Origin of the sequence: Frankia sp. AvcI1, from assembly GCF_001420875.1 — a bacterium.
Taxonomy (GTDB): Bacteria; Actinomycetota; Actinomycetes; order Frankiales; family Frankiaceae; genus Frankia; species Frankia alni.
On the sequence record NZ_LJFZ01000003.1, the window covers coordinates 1 to 20,143 of the forward strand.

At 73.6% G+C, this 20,143-nt stretch carries 8 protein-coding genes and 16 pseudogenes; 12 read left to right on the forward strand and 12 right to left on the reverse strand.

The features are described 5' to 3' along the window. The 6 genes and pseudogenes from UK94_RS03805 to UK94_RS39045 all read right to left on the reverse strand — a co-directional run. Positions 1 to 948, reverse strand: a 948-nt coding sequence (locus UK94_RS03805; protein WP_235486427.1) for a serine/threonine-protein kinase, incomplete at both ends; no start/stop codon positions are given. A gap of 1 nt (position 949) precedes the next feature. Then, positions 950 to 1,137, reverse strand: a pseudogene (locus tag UK94_RS39030) (serine/threonine protein kinase); the annotation flags it as partial. Position 1,138: 1 nt separating this feature from the next. Beyond that, positions 1,139 to 1,239, reverse strand: a pseudogene (locus tag UK94_RS72755) (hypothetical protein); the annotation flags it as partial. A gap of 104 nt (positions 1,240 to 1,343) precedes the next feature. Further along, positions 1,344 to 1,950, reverse strand: a pseudogene (locus UK94_RS39035) (TAXI family TRAP transporter solute-binding subunit); the annotation flags it as partial. A gap of 1 nt (position 1,951) precedes the next feature. Beyond that, positions 1,952 to 2,480 (reverse strand): annotated as a pseudogene (locus UK94_RS39040) (C4-dicarboxylate ABC transporter substrate-binding protein); the annotation flags it as partial. A 303-nt stretch (positions 2,481 to 2,783) separates the two neighbouring features. Continuing rightward, positions 2,784 to 3,041: pseudogene (locus UK94_RS39045) on the reverse strand (hypothetical protein); the annotation flags it as partial. 3,183 nt (positions 3,042 to 6,224) lie between these two features. Between UK94_RS39045 and UK94_RS72760 the strand changes: the two are divergent. From UK94_RS72760 to UK94_RS39055, 4 genes and pseudogenes are all read left to right on the forward strand, one after another. Next, positions 6,225 to 6,525 (forward strand): annotated as a pseudogene (locus UK94_RS72760) (non-ribosomal peptide synthetase); the annotation flags it as partial. Between the two features lies 1 nt (position 6,526). Beyond that, positions 6,527 to 7,280, forward strand: a pseudogene (locus UK94_RS03825) (thioesterase domain-containing protein); the annotation flags it as partial. Positions 7,281 to 7,541: 261 nt separating this feature from the next. Further along, positions 7,542 to 8,270, forward strand: a 729-nt coding sequence (locus UK94_RS03830) for a TIGR03854 family LLM class F420-dependent oxidoreductase (RefSeq protein WP_235486429.1), incomplete at its 3' end; no start/stop codon positions are given. Position 8,271: 1 nt separating this feature from the next. Continuing rightward, positions 8,272 to 8,510, forward strand: a pseudogene (locus UK94_RS39055) (TIGR03854 family LLM class F420-dependent oxidoreductase); the annotation flags it as partial. 358 nt (positions 8,511 to 8,868) lie between these two features. On the opposite strand, the gene UK94_RS39060 reads toward UK94_RS39055, so the two are convergent. The 4 genes and pseudogenes from UK94_RS39060 to UK94_RS39075 all read right to left on the reverse strand — a co-directional run. After that, positions 8,869 to 9,168, reverse strand: a 300-nt coding sequence (locus tag UK94_RS39060) for an SDR family oxidoreductase (RefSeq protein WP_235486431.1), incomplete at its 5' end; no start/stop codon positions are given. Between the two features lies 1 nt (position 9,169). After that, positions 9,170 to 9,630, reverse strand: a pseudogene (locus UK94_RS39065) (SDR family NAD(P)-dependent oxidoreductase); the annotation flags it as partial. Positions 9,631 to 10,510: 880 nt separating this feature from the next. Further along, a pseudogene (locus tag UK94_RS39070) lies at positions 10,511 to 10,858 on the reverse strand (SDR family oxidoreductase); the annotation flags it as partial. Between the two features lies 1 nt (position 10,859). Next, positions 10,860 to 11,373: pseudogene (locus UK94_RS39075) on the reverse strand (SDR family NAD(P)-dependent oxidoreductase); the annotation flags it as partial. Positions 11,374 to 11,896: 523 nt separating this feature from the next. Here UK94_RS39075 and UK94_RS39080 point away from each other — a divergent pair. The 8 genes and pseudogenes from UK94_RS39080 to UK94_RS72765 all read left to right on the forward strand — a co-directional run. After that, positions 11,897 to 12,291, forward strand: a pseudogene (locus UK94_RS39080) (inositol phosphorylceramide synthase); the annotation flags it as partial. A 1-nt stretch (position 12,292) separates the two neighbouring features. Beyond that, positions 12,293 to 12,621: pseudogene (locus tag UK94_RS39085) on the forward strand (phosphatase PAP2 family protein); the annotation flags it as partial. Between the two features lies 1 nt (position 12,622). Next, on the forward strand, positions 12,623 to 12,826 hold a 204-nt coding region (locus UK94_RS39090; protein WP_313949450.1), incomplete at its 3' end, for a phosphatase PAP2 family protein. A 393-nt stretch (positions 12,827 to 13,219) separates the two neighbouring features. Next, positions 13,220 to 14,722 carry an NAD(P)/FAD-dependent oxidoreductase gene (locus UK94_RS03860; protein ID WP_157734113.1) on the forward strand — a complete coding sequence of 501 codons (1,503 nt, stop codon included), beginning with the start codon at positions 13,220 to 13,222 and terminating at the stop codon, positions 14,720 to 14,722. Positions 14,723 to 15,369: 647 nt separating this feature from the next. After that, the coding region (locus UK94_RS39095) for a PAS domain S-box protein (protein ID WP_235486432.1) at positions 15,370 to 15,759 on the forward strand (390 nt) is incomplete at its 3' end. A 29-nt stretch (positions 15,760 to 15,788) separates the two neighbouring features. Then, positions 15,789 to 17,103: pseudogene (locus UK94_RS03865) on the forward strand (PAS domain S-box protein); the annotation flags it as partial. A 1-nt stretch (position 17,104) separates the two neighbouring features. Beyond that, positions 17,105 to 17,267 (forward strand): annotated as a pseudogene (locus UK94_RS39100) (response regulator); the annotation flags it as partial. 1 nt (position 17,268) lies between these two features. Beyond that, a pseudogene (locus UK94_RS72765) lies at positions 17,269 to 17,346 on the forward strand (hypothetical protein); the annotation flags it as partial. Between the two features lie 934 nt (positions 17,347 to 18,280). Here the strand turns inward: UK94_RS72765 and UK94_RS03875 are convergent. Continuing rightward, positions 18,281 to 18,733, reverse strand: a complete 453-nt coding sequence (locus UK94_RS03875) for a response regulator (protein ID WP_011602009.1) — start codon at positions 18,731 to 18,733, stop codon at positions 18,281 to 18,283. A 183-nt stretch (positions 18,734 to 18,916) separates the two neighbouring features. Beyond that, positions 18,917 to 19,990 carry a ribokinase gene (locus tag UK94_RS03880; protein WP_011602010.1) on the reverse strand — a complete coding sequence of 358 codons (1,074 nt, stop codon included), beginning with the start codon at positions 19,988 to 19,990 and terminating at the stop codon, positions 18,917 to 18,919. Positions 19,991 to 20,143: the final 153 nt, after the last annotated feature.

The window sequence follows — 20,143 nt, forward strand, 5'->3', positions numbered from 1 at the left end:
GACCGGTGGTGGCAACGGAGCGGGTGGTGATGGGACCGGTGGCGGTGACGGGGTGGGTGGTGACGGGAGCGGTGGTGGCGACGGGGTGGGTCGCGGGGGGGTGGGTCGCGGCGAGGTAGGTGATGGCGGGGTGGGTCGCGGCGGGGTGGGTCGCGACGGAGTGGGTGGTGGGGTTGGCGGCGGCCCGGGGGGCGCCAACCGGGTCACGTCGTGATCCTCGGGGACGGGTCCGCGACTCTCGGGGTTGCGGTCGCGATTCTCGGCGTCCTGCGCGCCGGGCCCTCGGGGATCAGGTTTCGGCGTCTCGATCGTCAGGGGCGTGATCGGCGGGGGATCGATGATCGGCGGATCGGGCGGTGGGGGATCGGGCGGCGGGGGCGTGATCGTCGGCGGATCGGGCGGCGTTCTTTCGTCGCCGGGGGTCGCGGGCTGGGAGAACCGGCGGGAGAGCAGGCGGACGAGCTCGCCGGCCGCCGGGCGCCGGGCGGGATCCTTCGCCAGGCAGCGGGAGACCGCGTCGAGCAACCGGTCGGGGGTGCCGTCAAGATCCGGTTCGGCCGCCCCGATCCGCAGCGCGACGATCTCCTGGGTCTCACCGCGGAACGGGCGGCGCCCGGTCGCGGCGAACACCACGCAGCAGGCCCAGGCGAAGATGTCCGCGGCGGGGCCCGCGATCTGCCCGTCGAGCTGCTCGGGGGACATCCAGGCGATCGTGCCGACCAGCTCGCCGGCCTGGGTATAGCCGGTGTACTCGGCGGAGCGGGCGACGCCGAAGTCGATGACCTTCGGTCCCGTCCAGGACATCACGATGTTCGCCGGCTTCAGGTCGCGGTGCACCACCCCGGCGTCGTGGATGGCCTCCAGCGCGGCCGCGAGCCCGATCGTGAGGTTGTCGAGATGCCGGTCGACGAGCGGCCCGTGCTCCAACACGGCGGCGTGCAACGTCGGNCCCGGCACGTACTCCGTCGCCAGCCAGGGACGCGAGCCCTCCACCTCGGCATTGATCACTCTGGCGACGGTGCTGGCCTGGACGTGCCGCGCGGCTGTGACCTCCGACCGGAACCGCGCGCGGAACTCCGGATCGCTGGCGTACGCCTCGTGCGGCACCTTCACCGCGACCGGCCGATCCTCGTCCGCNAACCCGAGGTAGACGACGCCCATGCCGCCGGCGCCGATGCGGTAGTGCAGGCGGTAGGGCCCCATTATCCGGGGATCGGTGTCGGTCAGTGGTCTCAGCACGGTGTGTCCTCTAGCCCCAGTCTCCGGCGGCCCCGCCTTCGGGCACCATGCGTGTGCGTGTGCGTGTGCCGGTCACGTCAGGTCGTGCCGCAGCTCGGTACCCNCCGGAATTCTCGAAGGTAGTATTCCGCGGCTGCCGGATGCAGCGGTATATAGCAGAAAAGTGGGCCTTCGTAAATGGACAGGGCGTCCGGGATACGCCGGTGGGCGGGGTTGGTGCCCCACAGCGCCGCCTCGTAGTCGCCCTGGTCCCGGTACAGCTCGGCGGTCGCCCGGCGGACCAGCGCCGGATCGGTGTCGGTGCGGGCGATCAGGCCGTTGGGAATCGTGACGGTCTGGATGGGGCGGATCCCCGCGTAGTCCGCGGGGCCCAGGCCGCCGGCGCCGAACACCTCACCGGCGTAGAAGTGCTCCCGGTTGCCGTAGAACGTGTTCCAGTCCTTCGTGATCGGGGCCCGGAACTCGGAAAGATCGAGCAGGCGCAGTCGGGCGCCGGCGCTGATGGCATTCCTGATCTGCCGGGTGCCCGCGCCACCCGCCCAGATGACCGCGTCCACCCGGCCGCCCGACAGCCGCCGCAGTGCGTCGTCGATGGACGAGTCGTCGAGGTCGGGGTGGCAGTTGGGCAGCCCGACGCGCAGCAGGACATCGCCGATCTGGCGGACACCGGAGCCCGGCTGGCCCGCCGCGATGGTCCGGTGACACAGGTCGNCCAGCCTGTCGACCCGCGGGTCGCCGGGCCCGAGCGGGTGGTCCCGGACGATCACGTGCAGCAGGTCGCGGTGCACCGGCCCCAGGGTGCGCAGGCCCGCCACCGGTTGACCGCCGCGGGTCGGGTCGAACTGGTTCACCCCCTCGGTGGCGTCCACGGTGGTGTTGAGCTGGGCGATTGCCAGCCCGCAGTGGGGCGGCTCGGGGGATTCCAGGTCGTAGATGTTCTGCGTCGAACCGGCCGTCTCCACCACGTCCACGTCGAAGTGTTCCGGCGCCGCCTCCAGCCGGGCACGGAGTACCCGGGCAAACTGGTTGTACGGGGAACCGACGCTGCCGGTGAAGATCTGCACGGATTTGCAGGCCGAGCGGCCGGTGGGCGGCCAGCCGTCCGCCGCCGAGGAACGCGCAGATGTCGTGGCGAGGACGACGGCGACGGCGACGGCGAGCACGACGACGCCGCCCGCGGCGGCGCGTTGGCGTCGGGTCAGACGTTGCGGCTGGCGGCCCGCCGGTTGATCCGTCGACACCGGGCGTCCTCCGCTCTGGACTGTTCGCCGCCGACAACCGTGGTCGCGGAATGCGGGAGATCGTAGAGGAAACCTCGTAGCGGGTTCCCGGCCGGGGCGGCGCGATTGTCCGTCCTTCGGTCAGCTTCTCGCCAAACCCTTCCCGGCGGCGATTCTTCTGCGTGCTCGGCTTGTCCGCTGGGCGACATCGGTGCGGTCGACATCGGTGCGGTCGACATCGGTGCGGTCGACATCGGTGCGGTCGACATCGGTGCGGTCGGCGTCGGTGCGGTCGGCGTCGGTGCGGGCGGTGCCCGCGGCGGGTCACCCGGCGGGCAACCACAGGTCGACCCCGCCGACGTGCCGGGGCGGGTGGCCGACGAGGCTGGCCAGCAGCGCGCGCAGCTCGGCCGGCCGGCGGGCCGGTCCCAGCACGACGGCGTCCGGCGACAGCCGGTCGTACGCGTCGCGGACCTGGGGTGATCCGGAGACGGCCGCCGCCGTCGTGATGCCGTTGTCGATGTCGATGAGGGCCGAGGTCAGGGCGTCGCCGGGGCCGTGGAACGAGGCTCGGCCGGTCGGNCCCGGCACGGTGCAGTAGCAGCCGGGCATGACGAAGCGGAAGTCCGCCTCGGCCTGCCACAGCATCGCCTGAGCCTGCTGGGGATGCGGGTAGGGGACGACGAGAGCGGTGGCGTCCGCCGGTATCTGCCGCACCCCGTCGCCGGTGAAGAACGGGGGGGTGTGGGCCGGGGTGGTGAGCAACGGAGCCGGCACGAGCATGGCCAACGCCCCCGCGGTCACCAGGGCGGCGCCCGATCGAGCGAGCCGGCCGCGCCATCCATCCGGCCCGCCGGCCCGCCACGATCGCCGCGACCGCCACGACCGGTCGTCGGCCTGATGCCGACCGCGTCCGCCGACGGGGCTGCCCAGGTCCGGGAACGTGCCGTCCGTGGGTGGGACACCCGCCGCGTCGGCCGCGCGCCGGCCTCGGTCCGCCAGCCGGTCCGCCAGCCGGTCCAGACCGACGGCCGTCACGGCGGCCACGCACAGCATCACGTACAGCGCGAACCGTGAGGGCAGGGCGTTGTGGAGCACGGGCACCCGCCCGAGCAGCAGCCAGGGCAGCGGGATCGCCGTGGTGCGACCGTCGACGTGCAGATGGTCGCCCAAGGAGAGGATCGCCATCACCAGGCCGACGGGGGCGAGGATGCCCACGAGCGGGTGGCGCCGCGCGCGGACCGCCGCGGCCAGGGCCAGCAGGATCAGGGGGACACCCAGGTAGCCGCCCACCTCGACGGNGTTGCCGGTGAAGCGCAGGCTGTGCCGCAGGGCGAGATCCGGGGCGATCTCCTGTAGCGGTGTCGGGGTGACGAAGCTCCACAGGTCGGTCACGGCGATGCCGGACGGTTGGATCGAGCCGTGGACCCGCTGCCCGCCGAAGAACTGCACGCCCAGCGGCCAGGCGAGTCCGACGGCGGCGACCAGCCCGGCCGTCGCGAGGCCGCGCAGCACGGGACCCAGCCGCTCGCGGACCACCGCGAGGTTGCGGGCGGCGAGGACCGCGAGCCCGACCGCCGCCGCCAGCGCCGTGGTCGCGAGGATCTCCTCGCCGACGAGGGCCTGAGCGGCGACCGCGAGCCCCAGCAGGATCCCCGTGCGTCGCGGGCTGCGGCCGCGGACGACCAGGTCGTCGAGCAGCAGCAGGACCAGCGGCGGGAACGGAGCGAACGCCAGGTGCAGGTGGCCGTAGGAGCTGCCGATCAGGTAGGGCCCGAAGCCGTAGAGCAGGCCGGCGAGGGTGGCGGGGCCGTCGCGGACCCAGNGGCGCAGTACCCAGAACAGGGCGAGGCCGCTGGCCACGGGGGCGATCGTCAGCAGCACCGTCAGCGTGGTCACGGGACCGCCGAGCAGCGTGATCGGCGCCGCGAGCAGGCCGAGCAGCACCACCGGCGTGCTCCAGAGGATGTTCGCGCCGGTGGGAGAGTTGAGGTGGTGGGTCAGGAACGGGTCGAGTCCGCTGCCGAGCGCGTGCGGCGTCCACCCGAGGAACCAGGAGAACAGGTAGGCGTCATTGCCGCCGTAGGTGACCTTCCCGAGATGGTGCCAACTCGCGCGGAAGATCCAGACGGACAGGGCCAGGTAGCCGAGCGCCACCGCGAGCGGCACCAGCCGCCGCCGGCTGCGGGCGTCCGCCGTGGAGAGGTGCCGCTGCCCGGCGGGCGTGACCGTCGGGTATGCGCCGGCGGCCGCGGACCGCGGGCTGCCGGCCTTCGGAGCTCCCCTGGGTGGGGTTCCGGTACTGCTGATCTCGGAGCTGGTCACGACGGTACCCCCCTCGCGTGCCCCGCGGTCCGACGCGCTGCCCGCACACGTCGGGATGCGTGACGTTGCCGACGATATCCGCCCCGGCTACCTCCATTGGGAGCAAAGCGCACCGGATTCGGTGCGCAGTGTGACCGGCGTTGGTGGGAGTGGTCCCGCAGGAGATACCCGTTAGTGGGAGCGTCCCGACCGGCTGGCGGCACATCGGCCGCGGTGGCGCGTTATCTGACCGGATTCACCCGGCTATCTGATCGATGCCCGTCGCCTCGGACCCGGACGGCGTCCACTCGGCGACGAGGGCGGAAAAAGTGCGATATCTCGCGACGGCGTAGCTGGTGGACACGACNCCGTGGCGGTCGAGCACGGCGACGGGATAGCCGCGTTCCGCGCGGTAACCCCGCTCGCCGATGATGATCCGGCCGCCCAGCCGGACCACGCCGACCACACAGGGCAGCGCGGTCCAGCGAGGCCTGCGCGCTGCGGCGAGGATCTCCGGGGTGCGCCAGGCGTACAGGCCACACAGGCAGTGTTCGTCCGGCACCCGGTGATCGTCCGGCACCCGCTGTTCGTCCGGCAGCCGGCGCTCGTGCGGCCGTCGGTGGTCGTCCGGCACCCGGTGGTGCGCCGGCGGCGGTTCGCCGGCGGCGACCGAATCGGGCCGTTTCGTCCGCAGGCAGCGAGCCTGGGTGATGCCGTCGGCCCGCCACAGGAGCATGCCCGGCGGAAACGGCGACCACGGCGTCCAGGCCGGGCGGAGCTGCCCCTGGCCGTCCACCGCCCACTGGCGCCAGCCGAGCAGGCTCACCCGGGCACCGGCTCCGGTTCCGGCGCGGGGGCAGCCGGGACGGCCGGGATCGTCAACGGCTCGGCATCGGGGAAGCTGATCGGCTCGTCCTCGACGATCCGTTCGGGTTTGCCCACATCACCCACCTGTCCACGGTGACCGCCGGGGCCTGCCGGCGTCAATGGCAACTCGGGACCGGGCGGCCCGCCGCATCGCGGCGTGAGGGTCGGTCTGGCCGCCCCGGACCGGTCGTCCGCTGGTCGGGGGGCCGCGGGGGCGCGGACGCCGGTTGTGCAGGATGGCGCGCCCCAGGGAACGCCGGCCGCGCCGGACGGCACCGACGGGTGTGTCGGGCTAGTCCGACACTGGTGTTCAATGTGGCCTTCGCATAGTCCTGTGGGGTGATGTCGTTGCTGGGCACGTCCGCGGNCGATCGGCTGCCCGATTCCGCGTCACCGAGTCCCGACCGCGCCGATACCGGCACGGCTCTCGCCGACGTCCCGGCCTCGGAGGTCGTTGCGGCTCCCGAGGCCGTCGCGTCGTTGGAGGTCGCTGCGTCGTCGGAGGTCGCTGTGGCTGCCGAGGTCGTCCGGGCTTCTGCGCGTTCCGCCGGGTCGGTCCCGGCGGCCGACCCGTTGGGGGACGGCCCGTACGAGATGGCCGCGACACTGCTGTGGGCCCGCGTGCTCGGGGTCGCCGCCACCGGCCCGCACGACGACGTCGTGGGAGCCCCCGGCGGGGAGGCGGCCGCGGGCGAGCTCGCGGCGATCCTGCGCGACGAGTTCGGGGTGGTCCTGGCGGCGTCGGAGATCGTGGCGGCCCGCACGCCGGCCGGGTTTGCCGCGATCTGGGCCGCCCAGCAGGGTGAGGCGGACCGCCATCCCACCGTGGTGCCACTGACCGCCGCCGCGCCCGGCAGCACCCCGCTGTTCTGCTTCCCCGAGGCCGGCGCACCCGNGATCGCCCTGCTGCCGTTCGCCCGGCACTTCGCCGCGCAACGCCGCGTCTACGGCCTGCAGGCGCACGCCCTCGAACAGCGTGGCATCCCGGACTGGTCGGTGGCGGCCGCGGCCCGCCGGCACGTGGCCGAGCTCCGCCTGCTGCAGCCGACCGGCCCGTACCTGCTGGTGGGGCACTCGTTCGGCGGTCTGATCGCACTCGAGGTCGCCCGGCTGCTGCGGCGGGCGGGCCACGAGGTGGGCCTGCTGGCGTTGATCGACACCTACCTGCCGGGCACCGCCCGGCTGACCCGCACCGGCGCGATCATCCCGACGAGCCAGTTGGAGGGCCGGCACCCGGACCGGCCGGCCGACATCCCGAGTTCGGCCGGCCCCGGGCCGCTCGCCGCCGACGAGGGCCCCGCGCTGAGCCCGCGGGTGGTGGCCGACCGGCTGCGGCAGCTCGTCGAGCTCCCGCTCGCCGGTGTCGTCCGCTTCCGCGGGACGCACCGCTACGACATCTTCCACAACCAGGGCCGCATCCTCACGATGACCTATCGCCCGCACACCTACGAGGGGCGCACGGTCGTCTGGCTCGCCGACGACCACGACGAGATCGAGGCCTGGCGCGGAGTGCTCACCGGTCCCGCGTCGCTGCGGCGCATTCCCGGGGACCACCGGGCGGTCCTGCGCCAGCCTCTGCTCGCCGAGGTGGTCGCCGGTCTGCGGGCGGAGCTCGCCGCCGTACCGGGCATCGACACCGCCGGCCACTGAGCGCCCGCCGAGGTGCTCGCTTCGGCTACGGTGATCCACGCCGGGGACGGGATCGCGCCGGGACGGTGTCCCACGGCGGCCGAGGTGTCCCACGGCGGCGAAGGTGACCCACGGCGGCGAAGGTGACCCACGGCGGCGAAGGTGACCCACGGCGGCGAAGGTGACCCACGGCGGCGAAGGTGACCCACGTCGCTCGCCTGGAGCCCACTATGGAAGCGGGGGCTCGGGTGTCGACGGAATCCGGGCCGGGATGGAGAGCTGATGAAGGTCCGGATCGGCATTGGCTTCGGCAGTGTGGCGCCGGCCGGGTTCGCGGCCCTGGTGGACCGGCTGGAGAAGCTCGAGATCGACTCGCTGTGGCTGTCCGAGCAGCTCTCCACCCCCGCCGTGGACCCGCTCGCCGGGATGGCCTTCGCCCTGGGCCGCACCAGCCGGCTGAAGGTCGGCACCGGGGTGTCGGTGCTGCCGGGCCGCAATCCGGTGCTGCTCGCCAAGCAGTTGGCCTCGCTGGCGCTGCTCGCCCCGCGCCGGGTGCTGCCGGTGCTCGGCCTTGCCCCGGGTCGGCCGGGCGACCGGCCCGCCTACCCGCTCCCGCCGGGGCGGACCGAGGCCCGGGCCGCGCCGACGGCGGGCCACGGCGAGTCGCGGGCCGCGGGGACACCGGGGACCGTGGGCCGCCGTGGCGAGGTGTTCGACGAGGCGCTGGAGGTGCTGCGCCGGCTGCTGCGCGAGCCACGGGTGACCTTCCACGGCCGGTTCTTCGACTTCACCGACGTCGGCATCGGGGAGCTGCCCACCCGACCGCTGGACATCTGGCTCGGCGGCGCGGCCCCGGCCGCCCTGCGCCGGATCGGCCGCTTCGGCGACGGCTGGCTGGCAAGTCTGGTCAGCCCCGAGCAGGCGGCGGCCGGCATCACCGAGATCAACGCGGCCGCCGCGGCCGCGGGCCGGCGGATCGACGACGATCACTTCGGGCTGAGCCTGCGCGTCNCTTTCGCGCCACCATCCGCGGAATCGCTGGCGGCACTGCGGGGGCGCTACCCCGACGTCGATCCAGCGCGGCTCCTGCCGGTCGGGTGGGCCGCGGCGCGGGAGCTGATCGGCGAGTACCTCGCGGTGGGGGTGAGCAAGTTCGTCATCCATCCGATGACGACGCCGGACGGCTGGCCGAGCTTCCTCGATTCCTTCGCGGCCGAACTGATGCCACTGGAGAATCATCCGGAGAATTGAGGCCGCCGGAGAACTGACGCCGTCCCGAGGCCGCGACGTCATCCGGGGGTTGCGACGTCATCCGGGGACCGCGACATCATCCGGGGACCGCGACATCATCCGGGGACCGCGACATCATCCGGAAAATGCGACTCAGTCCGGAGAACGGACTCGGTACCGAGAACGCGAGACCGTCCGGAGGGCGGCGAGCCCGGAGAACCACGTCCGCGGAGAACCACGTCCACGGACGATCCGGGCTTGCCGGACAACCCGGGCGCCTCGTGGTCCGGCCGGCGGTTACCGGCCGGACTCCGATCGGCGGTACACGAACGGTTGACGGAGACGATCCTCCGGGCGCCGCATCACGTGTCGCGCTGCATCACGTGATGCTGAATCCGCCGTCCACCACGAGCGTCTGCCCGGTGACGAAACTGCCGGCGTCCGAGGCCAGGAAGAGCAACGCGGCGGTCAGTTCCGCCGGCTCCCCGAAGCGACCGTCCAGGACCCGCGTCAACTGCGTCTCTATGTAGCCGGGCCGGTACTCGTCCGTCATCTCGCTGCGGAAGAAGCCGGGGGCGAGAGCGTTCACCCGAATGCCCTGGCGACCGGTCCACTGCTGGGCCAGATCCCGGGTGAGCCCGATCAGTCCGGCCTTGCTGGCCGTGTAGGCGGCCTGTGGNAGCCCGGCGGTCGTCAGGCCCAGCACGCTGGAGATGTTGACGATGCTGCTGCCCGGCCGCATCACCCGGGCGGCGGCCTGCGCCATCCAGTAACAGCCGCTGAGGTTGACGTCCAGGACGGTGCGGAACTGCTCGGGCGTCTCCTTCAGGGCCGGCACGGCCGTCCCGATCCCGGCGTTGTTGACCAGCACGTCCACCCGGCCGAACGCCTCCATCGCGGCCGCCGCGACCCGCTCGGCGCCGGCCGGGTCGGCCACGTCGACGGCGACGGCCAGCGCCCGCCGGCCGGCCGCCTCCACCAGCTTCGCGGTGGCCTCGAGCCGTTCGACCCGCCGGGCGCCGAGGACCACGTCCGCGCCGGCCTCGGCGAGACCGCGGGCGAAGTCCACCCCGAGACCGGAGGACGCCCCGGTGACGATCGCGACGCGACCGTCCAGCCGGAACCGGTCCAACACCGACATCTGCAGCTCCTTTGCGCCGAGGTTGCCACCGCCGTGCCGGCGGCGGTCGTCACGCCATCCGTGGCCCGTCGGTGCGGACCCGCCGCGAACCGCCGGCGGACCCGGTCCCGCCATGGTGGAAGCGTCGCAGGTGAGGCCCACCGACGCGCCGGGAGTACCGGAGGTGATCGCCTGCGTCTCCTGGGTCACGACCGGCCGGTTCGGCCCACTGGTGGGAGCACTCCAGGGCCCATGGGTACCGCGAAGGTCTTCCCCTTTCCGGTCTCGCCCNCCACAATCAACCGGGAACGGTGAGCGGCTGACGGGTGGTGCGGATCCGGCATCTGGCGGTATTAGCCCGCCGGAGCGGCCGGCGTCGTGCCCAAACGCGATCCNGAACAGATGATCTGCGGGTAGAGGGGGTACTGACGATGAGTCGGTTACCCCGACATCGCAGGCCGTGAAGCGAGACAATCCCGTTCACACCGACAGTCGATCNACGACGCTGGGAAAGCCTCGCGGGAGGAAACGTGGAACGGGCAGAGCGAACGGAAGTCACTCCCCGGGTTCGGACCGAACGCCATGTGGTGGTCGGCGTTCGCTTCGGGGACCTGTCGGATATGGCTGATGTATTGCTGGCCGCCGACCTCGCCGCGCGGCTGGACGCCGATCTCGTGCTCATCGCGACGATGGATCGCTGGTCCCGCTGGGCGAGGTGGACCGCGGGGGTGTACTGCGCCTTCGGCGTCGAGACGGTCATGTGCGCCGCGCGGATCGCCGAGGAGGAGACCCGTGAGGAGCTCCAACGCCGGCTGCGTTCACTGCTCGACCTCGTCGGCGTCGACTGGAGCGTCCAGTGGGCCACCGGCTCCCCTCGGCGGGCCGCCGTGCGCTACACCCNCCGCCACCCTGACGCGATGGTGATCCTGCGCCCCGAGCGCGCCCGCTGAGCCGGCTCGGCACGCCGGTTCGGCACCTGAGCCCACCGCGGCGTCGGCGGCCCGGTCGCCGCCCACCGCTCACGTCCAGCACGGCGCCGGTCACGTAGGACGCCGCCGCCGTGCAGAGCCAGGCCACCGCGGCCGCCACCTCGTCGGCCCGGCCCGGCCGGCCCAGTGGCACGGTCGCGCCCAGCCGCCGCGCCCGATCCGGATCCCCGCCCGAGGCGTGGATCTCGGTGTCGATGTATCCCGGGCGAACGCCGTTCACCCGGATCCCCTCCGCGGCGACCTCCTGGGCGAGCCCCAGCNTCATCGTGTCGAGGGCCGCCTTGCTCGCCGCGTAGTCGACGTACGTCCCCGGGCTGCCGATGCGCGCGGCCGCGGAGGAGACGTTCACGATCGAGCCGCCCGGCCCGCCGTGGCGCGTCGACATCCGGCGCACCGCGGCCCCCGCGCACAGGAAGGCGGCGGTGATGTTGACGGTGAACATCGTGTGCAGCCGCGCGTGGTCCATCTCGTCGATCCTGGCCGCGGGGGCGACCACGCCCGCGTTGTTGACCAGGGCCGTCACCGGGCCGAGCCGGTCCGCGGCGGCGAACAGGTCGGTGACGGCGCTGGGGTGCGCGAGGTCGGCGGCGGCCGACGCCGCGGTGACGCCGAGGTCCCGGCACGCCCCCACCACCCGCTCGGCGGCGGCGGAGTCGCTGCGGTAACCCACGCAGACGTCCCAGCCGAGTCGGGCGAGCGCGACCGAGCAGGCCGCCCCGATGCCGCGGCCACCCCCCGTGACGACCGCCACGCCGCGCGTCCGCAGTTCCGACATGTCGATCACTCCTCGTGCTTGTCGATGGACTACCAGGCCCCGGCCGTCTGCTCGCCGCCCGACGAGGCCGTGGGAGGTCGGAAGTCTCGTGGTCCGGTAGTCCCCCCGCCGGACAGGGGAGCTACCACTACTGCGCCCGAGCGTGGAACATCCGACACTGACGGTGTCAAATCACGGTGGAGCCGTCACACGGCCCCTCTCCGGCGCGTCCCTCAGGTGGGTCGGTGTCGTGACGTGACCGGCTCCGTCGTGGCGCGATCGTTCCTGCGACAGATGTCTGACAGCGCATATCGCGTGGCGTGAACGCGGTTCGAAGGAGCACAGTCGTCATCGACACGGTGACCGGTGGGGTCGCGCCGGCCGATGGTCTGCCCGTAGCTGCGGGGCATACCGGGCGCTTCGCGATGGTTGTCGGTCTCGTGCGGGTGGCGGGTCCGGTGTGGCCGGGGGTTGGGCCGACCATCCACCGCGGATCGATCGGCGTGGCGCGTGTGGTGGCCGCGGGACGTTGGGAGGAACACCGATGAGCTGGGCCCCATCCACGGACTCGGCCGACGGCCGCCGTCCGGCGGTCAGCTCGCCCCTGGTCCGGCACGGTCTGGGGACGCTGGGCAGCCCGCCGCCGCGAACCTCCAGCGCGCCGTCCGACCAGCTCGGCGGGATCGACCCGGGCGCCCGCGCGCCGACGGGGCCGCTCGTCCGGGCGCGCCGGGTGGCCGGGGCGGTGGCCTACGCCGTCAGCCAGCTCCTGCTCATCGCCGTGCTCTACGGGACGTACAGCTTCAGCCGCCACCTGGCCAGTGGCCGGGAACCGGCGGCGCTGGCCGCGGCGAAGGACGTCTGGCGGCTCGAACGATTCCTGCACCTGCCCAGCGAGGTCGCCGTCCAGCGGCTGGCACTGCACTCGCACCTGCTGATNCGGGCCGCGGACTGGTTCTACATCCTGGTTCACTTTCCCTCGGTCATCATGCTGCTGCTGTGGGTGTTCATTCGGCATCGCCGGCACTGGACGCGTGTCCGCAACGTACTGATCATGACCACGGGTCTGGCGCTGATCATCCATCTGCTGTACCCGTTGGCGCCGCCGCGTTTCCTGCCGTCGGTGCTGCACGTGCCGCTCGTCGACACCGGCGCGGTCTACGGCCCCTCGCCCTACGGGGAGGGCAGCGGCGGCATCGCCAACGAGTACGCGGCGATGCCGAGCCTGCACGTCGGGTGGTCGCTGCTCGAGGCCTGGGCGGTGATCACNATCCTGCACCACCGCGCCCGCTGGCTGATGGTGCTGCATCCGGTCCTCACCATCATGGTGGTGGTCGTCACCGCCAACCACTACTGGCTCGACGGCATCGTGGGCTCCTCGCTCGTGGTGCTCTCGATCGTCGTGCTCGACCAGGCCAACCGCGCCTGGGCCCGGCGCGGGCTGAACCGGCACGAGACACCCCTGCGGATCCCCNCACCGGCACCGTCATCGGACGGGCCGGCGCTGGCCGTGAAGGCACCAGCCGTACCAGCACCAGCGGTACCGGCTCCAGCCCTACCGGCTCCAGCCCTACCGGCTCCAGCCCTACCGGCTCCAGCCCTACCGGCTCCAGCCATACCGGCACCAGCCCTACCAGCATCGGCCGTGAAGTCGTCAGCCGTGTCGGCGTCAGCCGTGTCGGCGTCGGCCGTGTCGCCGGACCGGCCGGCAGCACCGCCGGAGGCGCGGTCGGTGCCGCACGCGCGTCCGGAGCCCGGCGGTGGGACAGGGCCGTAGCCAGGAGGGGCGGGACAGGGCCGTGGCCAGGGGTAGATAGAGCGGTGGGAGCACCGCGACCGGCGGGCGCACGGACACGGGGTGGTGGCCATGCAGACGGCCGATGTGGCGATCGTGGGAGCGGGGCTCGCCGGGCTTTCGGCCGCCACGCTGCTCGCCGAGCAGGGTCTCGGCGTGGTGGTCTGGGAGGCGGCCGACGACGTCGGCGGGCGCGTCCGCACCGATGAGGTCGACGGGTTCCGCCTGGATCGCGGCTTTCAGGTGCTACTGCCGTCCTACCCCGAGGTCCGGCGCCAGATCGACCTGCCGGCGCTGCGCCCGCGGCCGTTCCTGCGCGGGCTGGTGCTGCGCGACGGTGTCCGGTCGGTGGTGCTCGGTGATCCGATGGGGGGCGCGGAGGCGCTCGCGGGCCTGATCCCGGGCCGGGCACTGCGGGCCGCGGACCTGGCCCGGCTGGCGGCCCTCACGGCACGTGACCGCCTGCGGCCGCCGTCGACGCTGGTCGCCGGGCCCGAGCGCAGCACCCGCGAGGAGCTGCGGGCCCGTGGTCTGTCCGACCACGCGATCGACGGGGTGCTCGCACCGTTGCTGCGTGGCATCTTCCTGGAGGAGGATCTCGCGACCTCGGCCCGGTTCTTCCACCTCGTCTGGCGCAGCTTCGCCAGCCGGGCGCCGGTGCTACCGGCCGAGGGCATGGCGGCGCTGCCCCGCCAGCTCGCGGCCCGGCTGCGGCCGGGCACGGTGCGGCTGAACTGTCCCGCCGACATCGTCACCCGCGGCGGCGTACGTTCCCGCGACGGAGAGTCACTACGGGCCAGGGCGGTGATCGTTGCCACCGACGGCACCACCGCCGCCCGGCTGGTGCCGGGGATCACCGAACCGGCCTGGCACGGCGTGACCACCTACTACTTCCGGGCGGACGAACCGCCGCTGCGCCGCGGCGCGCTCGTCGTCGAGGGGGCCGTCGACGCCCGGCAGCCGGCGCGCTCGTCCCGGACCGGACCGGTGGTCAACACGGTGGTTCTCAGTGAGGTGGCGCCCTCGTACGCGCCGCCGGGGTCCGCGCTGATCGCCGCCTCGGTGCTGGGCGTGCCCGAGGACGCCCCGGCCGCCGCGGCGGCGCTCGGGCCGCTCGACCTCACCGACCCGCTGCGCGCGACCGGCCCGCTCAGCCTGACCGGCGAGCACAGCCTGACCGACCCGCACAGCCTGACCGACCCGCACGCGACGGCCGCGGCGCAGTCCGGCAGCGAACGGGCCGTGCGTGCCCATCTCGGCGCCCTCTACGGCGCCGACACCGCCGGGTGGACCCTGCTGGCCACCTATCCGGTGGCGCGGGCGCTGCCCGACATGACCAGCCCGCGCGTGCTGCGCCGGCCGGTGCGCACCCCGTCCGGCGTCTACGTGTGCGGTGACCATCGGGACACCAGCTCGATCCAGGGCGCCCTGTTCTCCGGCCGGCGCGCCGCCGAGGCCGTCCTGGCCGACCTCGCCGCCGCCCGCCCCGCCCCCGCCGCGGACGGTACGAGCAGGTGGACCGAGGTCAGCGACGCCGACGCGAGCGTCTACGCCGACGTCGCCCGGCGACGGTGACGGCTGGCTCTGGACAGCACCCCGTTCCGCCAAGGCGGCCTGGAGCGGAGTTCGACGTCGGCGCGATGTCCCGCCCTGTCGGGCTCTAGCCCTCGGGTTGGCGGCCGATCGGCGGCCGTGCGCCTCGTCGAGTAGAGAGGAGGCGATTCGGGCCGCCTCCTCCGGCTCGGGCCGGCCGCCCCGGAGGTAGGCGAGAGCGAGGGTGAGCGCCGCGTGGTGTGACTCCTCGGCCGAGAAGTCGCTACCTCGCCGCCGGTAGCCCTCCACTGCGAGGGCGGCCCATCGGCGGGCCTCGTCCGCCTTGATCTCGTGTGCGGTGTGCTCCATCACCGCCTCGCGCCACATCGCCAGCAGGCGTCCCTCGGTATGCAGCTGGTCATGGGCGTCGGGGTCGTCGGTGACGTGGGCTCGCCGCGGGCGGCGCCGGCGCGGTTCCGCGGAACCGTCAGGACCCGTGTCAGGCCCTTGCGGTGGCGGTCGCACCGCAACGCGGCCGACGGTGGGCACCGCCCTTGATCACACGTAAGTACACGCTCTGACTGGACCTTTGGTGCACACTCGGTCGAGGTCTACCCGCGTGGGTGATGATGAAGTCCGGCGTCGGNGCTACGATCTGTCCGTCTGTAGCACGATGTTCACCCCGTGGGGTGGTTCACCTGGATGAGAGCACGAGTTCCCTGGCCCGCGGCCTGCTGGACGCCGCGCCGGACGCGATCGTGGGCGTCCGGGCGAACGGTCGGATCGCCCTGGTCAACGCGCAGGCCGAGCGTCTGTTCGGCTACACCCGAGAGGAACTGCACGGCGAGCCCGTCGAGATCCTGATCCCCGAGTCCGGCCGCCACCTCCACCCGCACCACCGCAGTTCCTACCTGAGCGACCCGCAGCCGCGGCCGATGGGCGCGGGGATGGAGCTCGCCGGCCGTCGGCGCGACGGCAGCGAGTTCCCGGCGGAGATCTCCCTGTCGGCGATCGAGAGCGGCGACGGGCTCCTCATCACGGCCGCGGTCCGCGACGTCACCGAACGCAAACGAACCGAGNCCAAGTTCCGCGGCCTGCTGGACTCGGNGCCGGACGCCATCGTCGCCGTCCTGTCCGACGGCCGGATCGCGCTGGTCAACACTCAGGCCGAGCGCCTGTTCGGCTACAGCCGCGACGAGCTGCACGGCCAGTCGGTGGAGATCCTCGTGCCGGAGGCCGGCCGGAGTCACCATCCGCAGCATCGTGAACGCTACTTCCATGATCCGCGGCCACGACCGATGGGCGCCCAGATGCAGCTCGCCGCCCGCCGCCGCGACGGCAGCGAGTTCCCGGCGGAGATCTCGCTGTCCGCCCTGGAGACCGAGGACGGCCTGCTCGTCTCGGCGGCGATCCGGGACGTGACCGACCGGCTGGAAGCGCAGGCGGAGCGGGAACGTCTGCGCGCGCAGGCCGAGCGCAAGCGGATCGAGGCCCAGCTCCACCAGTCGCAGCGGCTGGAGAGCCTCGGCCAGCTCGCCGGCGGCGTCGCGCACGACTTCAACAACCTGCTCGGTGTGATCATCAACTACACCGCGTTCGTCGGCGAGGTGGTCGCGACGGCGGCCGAACGCGACGGCGGCCAGTGGGAGGCGGCCCACCGCGACATCGAACAGGTCCAGCGGGCCGCCGAACGGGCCACCCAGCTCACCCACCAGCTGCTCGCCTTCGGCCGCCGGGAGGTCGTCCAACCGCGGGTGCTCAACCTCAACGACGTCGTGCACGACATCGAGGAGATGCTGCGCCGCACCCTCGGGGAGCACGTCGAGCTGATCACCCTGCCGGCCGCCGATCCCTGGCCGGTCTTCGCCGACGCCGGTCAGCTCGAACAGGTGCTGGTCAACCTGGCCGTGAACGCGCGCGACGCGATGCCGGGCGGCGGCAAGCTCACGATCGACACCTCGAACATCCTCGTCCACGAGGACATCGCCGGCGACCGGCCCGGCCTGAAGGCCGGCCGGCACGTCAACCTGCGCATCAGCGACAGCGGCAGCGGCATGGCCCCGGAGACGGTCAGCCGCGCCTTCGAGCCGTTCTTCACCACCAAGCGCAAGGGAGAGGGCTCCGGCCTCGGCCTGGCCACCGTGTACGGCATCATCACCCAGGCCGGCGGCCACGCGGAGATCTTCTCCGACGTGGGTCTGGGGACCACGGTGAGCATCCTGCTGCCGGCGGTGGACAGCGTCGCCGCGACCCCCGAACCGATCTCCGACGGGGCCATTCTCACCGGCGGCGAGACGATCCTCGTCGTCGAGGACGAGCGGGCGATGCGCGAGGTCACCCGGCGTCTGCTGGCTCGCAACGGCTACCAGGTCATCACCGCCGCGGACGGGCACCGCGCCGTCGAGCTCGCCGTGAGCCACCCCNCCGAGATCCATCTGCTGCTGACCGACGTGGTCATGCCGCAGGTCCTCGGCCGGACCGTGGCCACACTCGTCCGCCGGCACCGACCGGGCATCCGCGTGCTGTTCATGTCCGGTTACGCCTACCCGGTGCTGGCACACAACGGGACCCTCGATCCGGGCCTGACNCTGCTGGGCAAGCCCTTCTCCGAGCAGATGCTGCTCGCGAAGGTGCGCGACGTCCTCGACAACCCGATCGAGCACTGAGTGCACCACGAAACGGCCGCCGGGCCGCTCCACCGGCCCGGCGGAGCCGCCCACCAGGTCAGGAAGCGGCGGGCGGGGCGGGTTGCGGTCGTTCTGCACGGTCTGAGCCAGGGGATCGTGCACACCGCACCGCAACGGCCTCCCGCGCGTCGTGGTCGGCCGTGACCGGGAGGCTTGGCTTGGCTTGGCTACTTGGTTTGGCTCGGCTAGGCGCCGGGGCGGTCGAGTCGGAGCGCGGCGCTCCAGCCGCCGGTGGCGGGGTCGTGGCGCAGCTCGACGCCGAGCAGGTCGGCGACCGGGCGCAGCCGAGCCGCCCGCGCCGCGTCCGCGGGCGGCTCGTACCCGCCCGGCCGAACCCGCAGCCGCAGGTCGACCGCGGCCGGCGCGGAGCGCACCGCGAGCCAGGCATGCTCGCCGGTGCCCACCGGATCGCTCGCCATCAGCAGCAGCTGCGCGGCGGCCAGCACCACCGAGATCTCCGCGCGGGTGGGCGGGTGGTCGTCGACCTGGAGATCGGTGTCCAGGCGGGTGACCAGCAGGCCGGCGATCCGCAGGGCGAAGCCCGCCGCAAGGGACCGGCGCGCGTCGTAGCCGAGTCGGAAGGCGCCCGGCAGGAGCTGTAAACCACTCGTTGTCGACCNCAGATGGTGCTCGATCCCGGCGACGCGGTCCGCGAGGTCGCCGGACAGCCGCCGCCGGACGCTGGCCAGTTCGAGCAGGACGGCGGTGAAGTCCTGCATCGGGCCGTCGTGCAGCCGCTCGGCCAGCGCCCGGTGCCCGCGCTCCTGCAGGGCGACCATCAGGTGGAGCAGGTCGAGCGCCGGGGCGGACGGGGAGCCGTCCGGTCCCGGTGAGCGGGGGACGGGGCAGGCCGGGGTCCGCGCCGGAGCGGTCTGCGTCGCGGTCNCCGGTTCGTCGCCGTCGGTCTGTGCCGTCACCCCCCGTCGGCTCCGTATCCCCCGTCGGCTTCGTATCCCCCGTCGGCTTCGTGTCTCCGGTCGGCTTCGTGTCTCCGGTCGGCTCCGTGTCCCCGGTCCACGCGGAGGACCTCGCGAACCGCGGCGACCAGCTCGTCGGCGGTGAACGGCTTGGTCACCACCGGGAGCCCGGCCGGCACCGGATCCAGCCCGGCGGCCCCGGTCAGGACCAGGCAGCGCGCGGTGACGGCCGGGTCGATCCGGCGCAGCTCGTCGATGAGATCGGCGCCCGAGCGGCCGCCGAGCCGCAGATCGATGAGCAGCACGTCATGGGCGGCGGCGTCGAGCAGCAACGCCTCCTCGACGGAGCCCGCGGCGCTCACCCGGAACCCCTCCGCGCACAGGATCCGACCCAGCAGCGCGCGCAGCATCTCGTTGTCGTCGACGACGAGCGCCGTCGGAGCGTCCATTTCCCCACCAGCCTCAGCCGCCGCATCCGCCCAGCACACGTCCCCTCCGCCGCAACGGTACCGGTAACCGGCCGGGCACCAGGGGCTCCCGCCGACACTCGCCGGCAGGGGGGCCGGCCGGCCGCGCCGTGGCCGCGCCCACGGGCGGCGTGTGAGCCGCATCACCCCTGCAGCGGTCGGTCCTTATGGGCCGCCGCCGGTCAACAGGTCGTCGAGCTCCGCGCGCGTCGGCATCGCGGGTCCGGCGCCCGGACGCTGCACGGCGATGGTGGCGGCGAGGTTCGCGTGGAACAGGGCCGTGGCCGCGGGCAGACCGCCGGCGAGGCCGGCGCCGAACGCTCCGCAGAAGCAGTCGTCGGCTCCGGCCGTGTCGACGACCGGGACGCGCCGCGCGGCGAGGGTGACGACCGTCCCGGCGATCCGCGCGCACACCCCGGCGCCGCCGAGGGTGACGACGATGTTGTCGTTCGGCCCGGCGCCGTCGGCGAGCAGGCCGCGCACCTCGACGAGGGCCTGCGGGCCGGGCAGCGAGCCGACACCGACGGCAGCCGGGACCAGGCCCGCGAACTCGTGCTCGTCGAGCAGGATCACGTCGGCGGCAGCGAGCAGGTCGGCTTCGGTGAACCGGCCGGCATCGGTGAACGGGTCGGCCTGGGTGAACCGGCCGGCTTGGGTGAACGGGTCGGCTTCGGTGAAGGGGCCGGCCGCGGTGAACGGGTCGGCCGCGGCGGGCTGGCGCGGGACCGCGTTCAGCGCGACGGGCCCGCGCGGGGCCGCGTTGAGCACCGTGCGGGCGCCCGCGGCGCGGGCGCGGGTGAGCGCGGTCGCGTTCACCGCCGCCGGGATCTCGTTCTGCAGCAGCACCACGTCACCCGGGCCCAGCCGCAGCGCATCCAGGCCGCCCGCCGACACGGCGGCGTTGGCGCCCGGCACGATGACGATCACGCTCTCGCCGGCCTCGTCGACCGTCGTCACGGCCGTCCCGCTGGGTCCGTCGACGACCGCCAGCGGGGTGACGTCGACCGCCTCGCCGCGCAGGAACTCCCGCAGTGCCGAGCCGAAACCGTCGGAGCCGACGGCGCCCACCATGACCGTCTCGGCGCCCAGCCGCCGTGCCGCCACCGCCTGGTTCGCGCCCCTGCCGCCGGGGGACAGCGTCACGGCGCTCCCCGTCACCGTCTCGCCCGGTCGGGGGATGCGGGCCACGCGGGTCGTCACGTCCATGCTGGTCCAGCCGACCACCACGACCCGTCCCACCGCGCGCCTCCCGCGACCTGGTCACCGGCGTGCCGCCTGGGTGTCGCCGGCGGCCGGGCCTGCCCATCGTGGCAGAGCCGGGCGGCGGCCGGAGGCTGGACGGCCGGGTACCGTCCGGCCGGGCGCGTGGCCGAGCGGCGCGTGGCCGAGCGG

Bases quoted from the DNA above. Each gene is read 5' to 3' on its own strand.
- UK94_RS03875 (WP_011602009.1), bottom strand. From the start codon at position 18,733: ATGGACGCTCCGACGGCGCTCGTCGTCGACGACAACGAGATGCTGCGC.
- UK94_RS03860 (WP_157734113.1), top strand. From the start codon at position 13,220: ATGCAGACGGCCGATGTGGCGATCGTGGGAGCGGGGCTCGCCGGGCTT.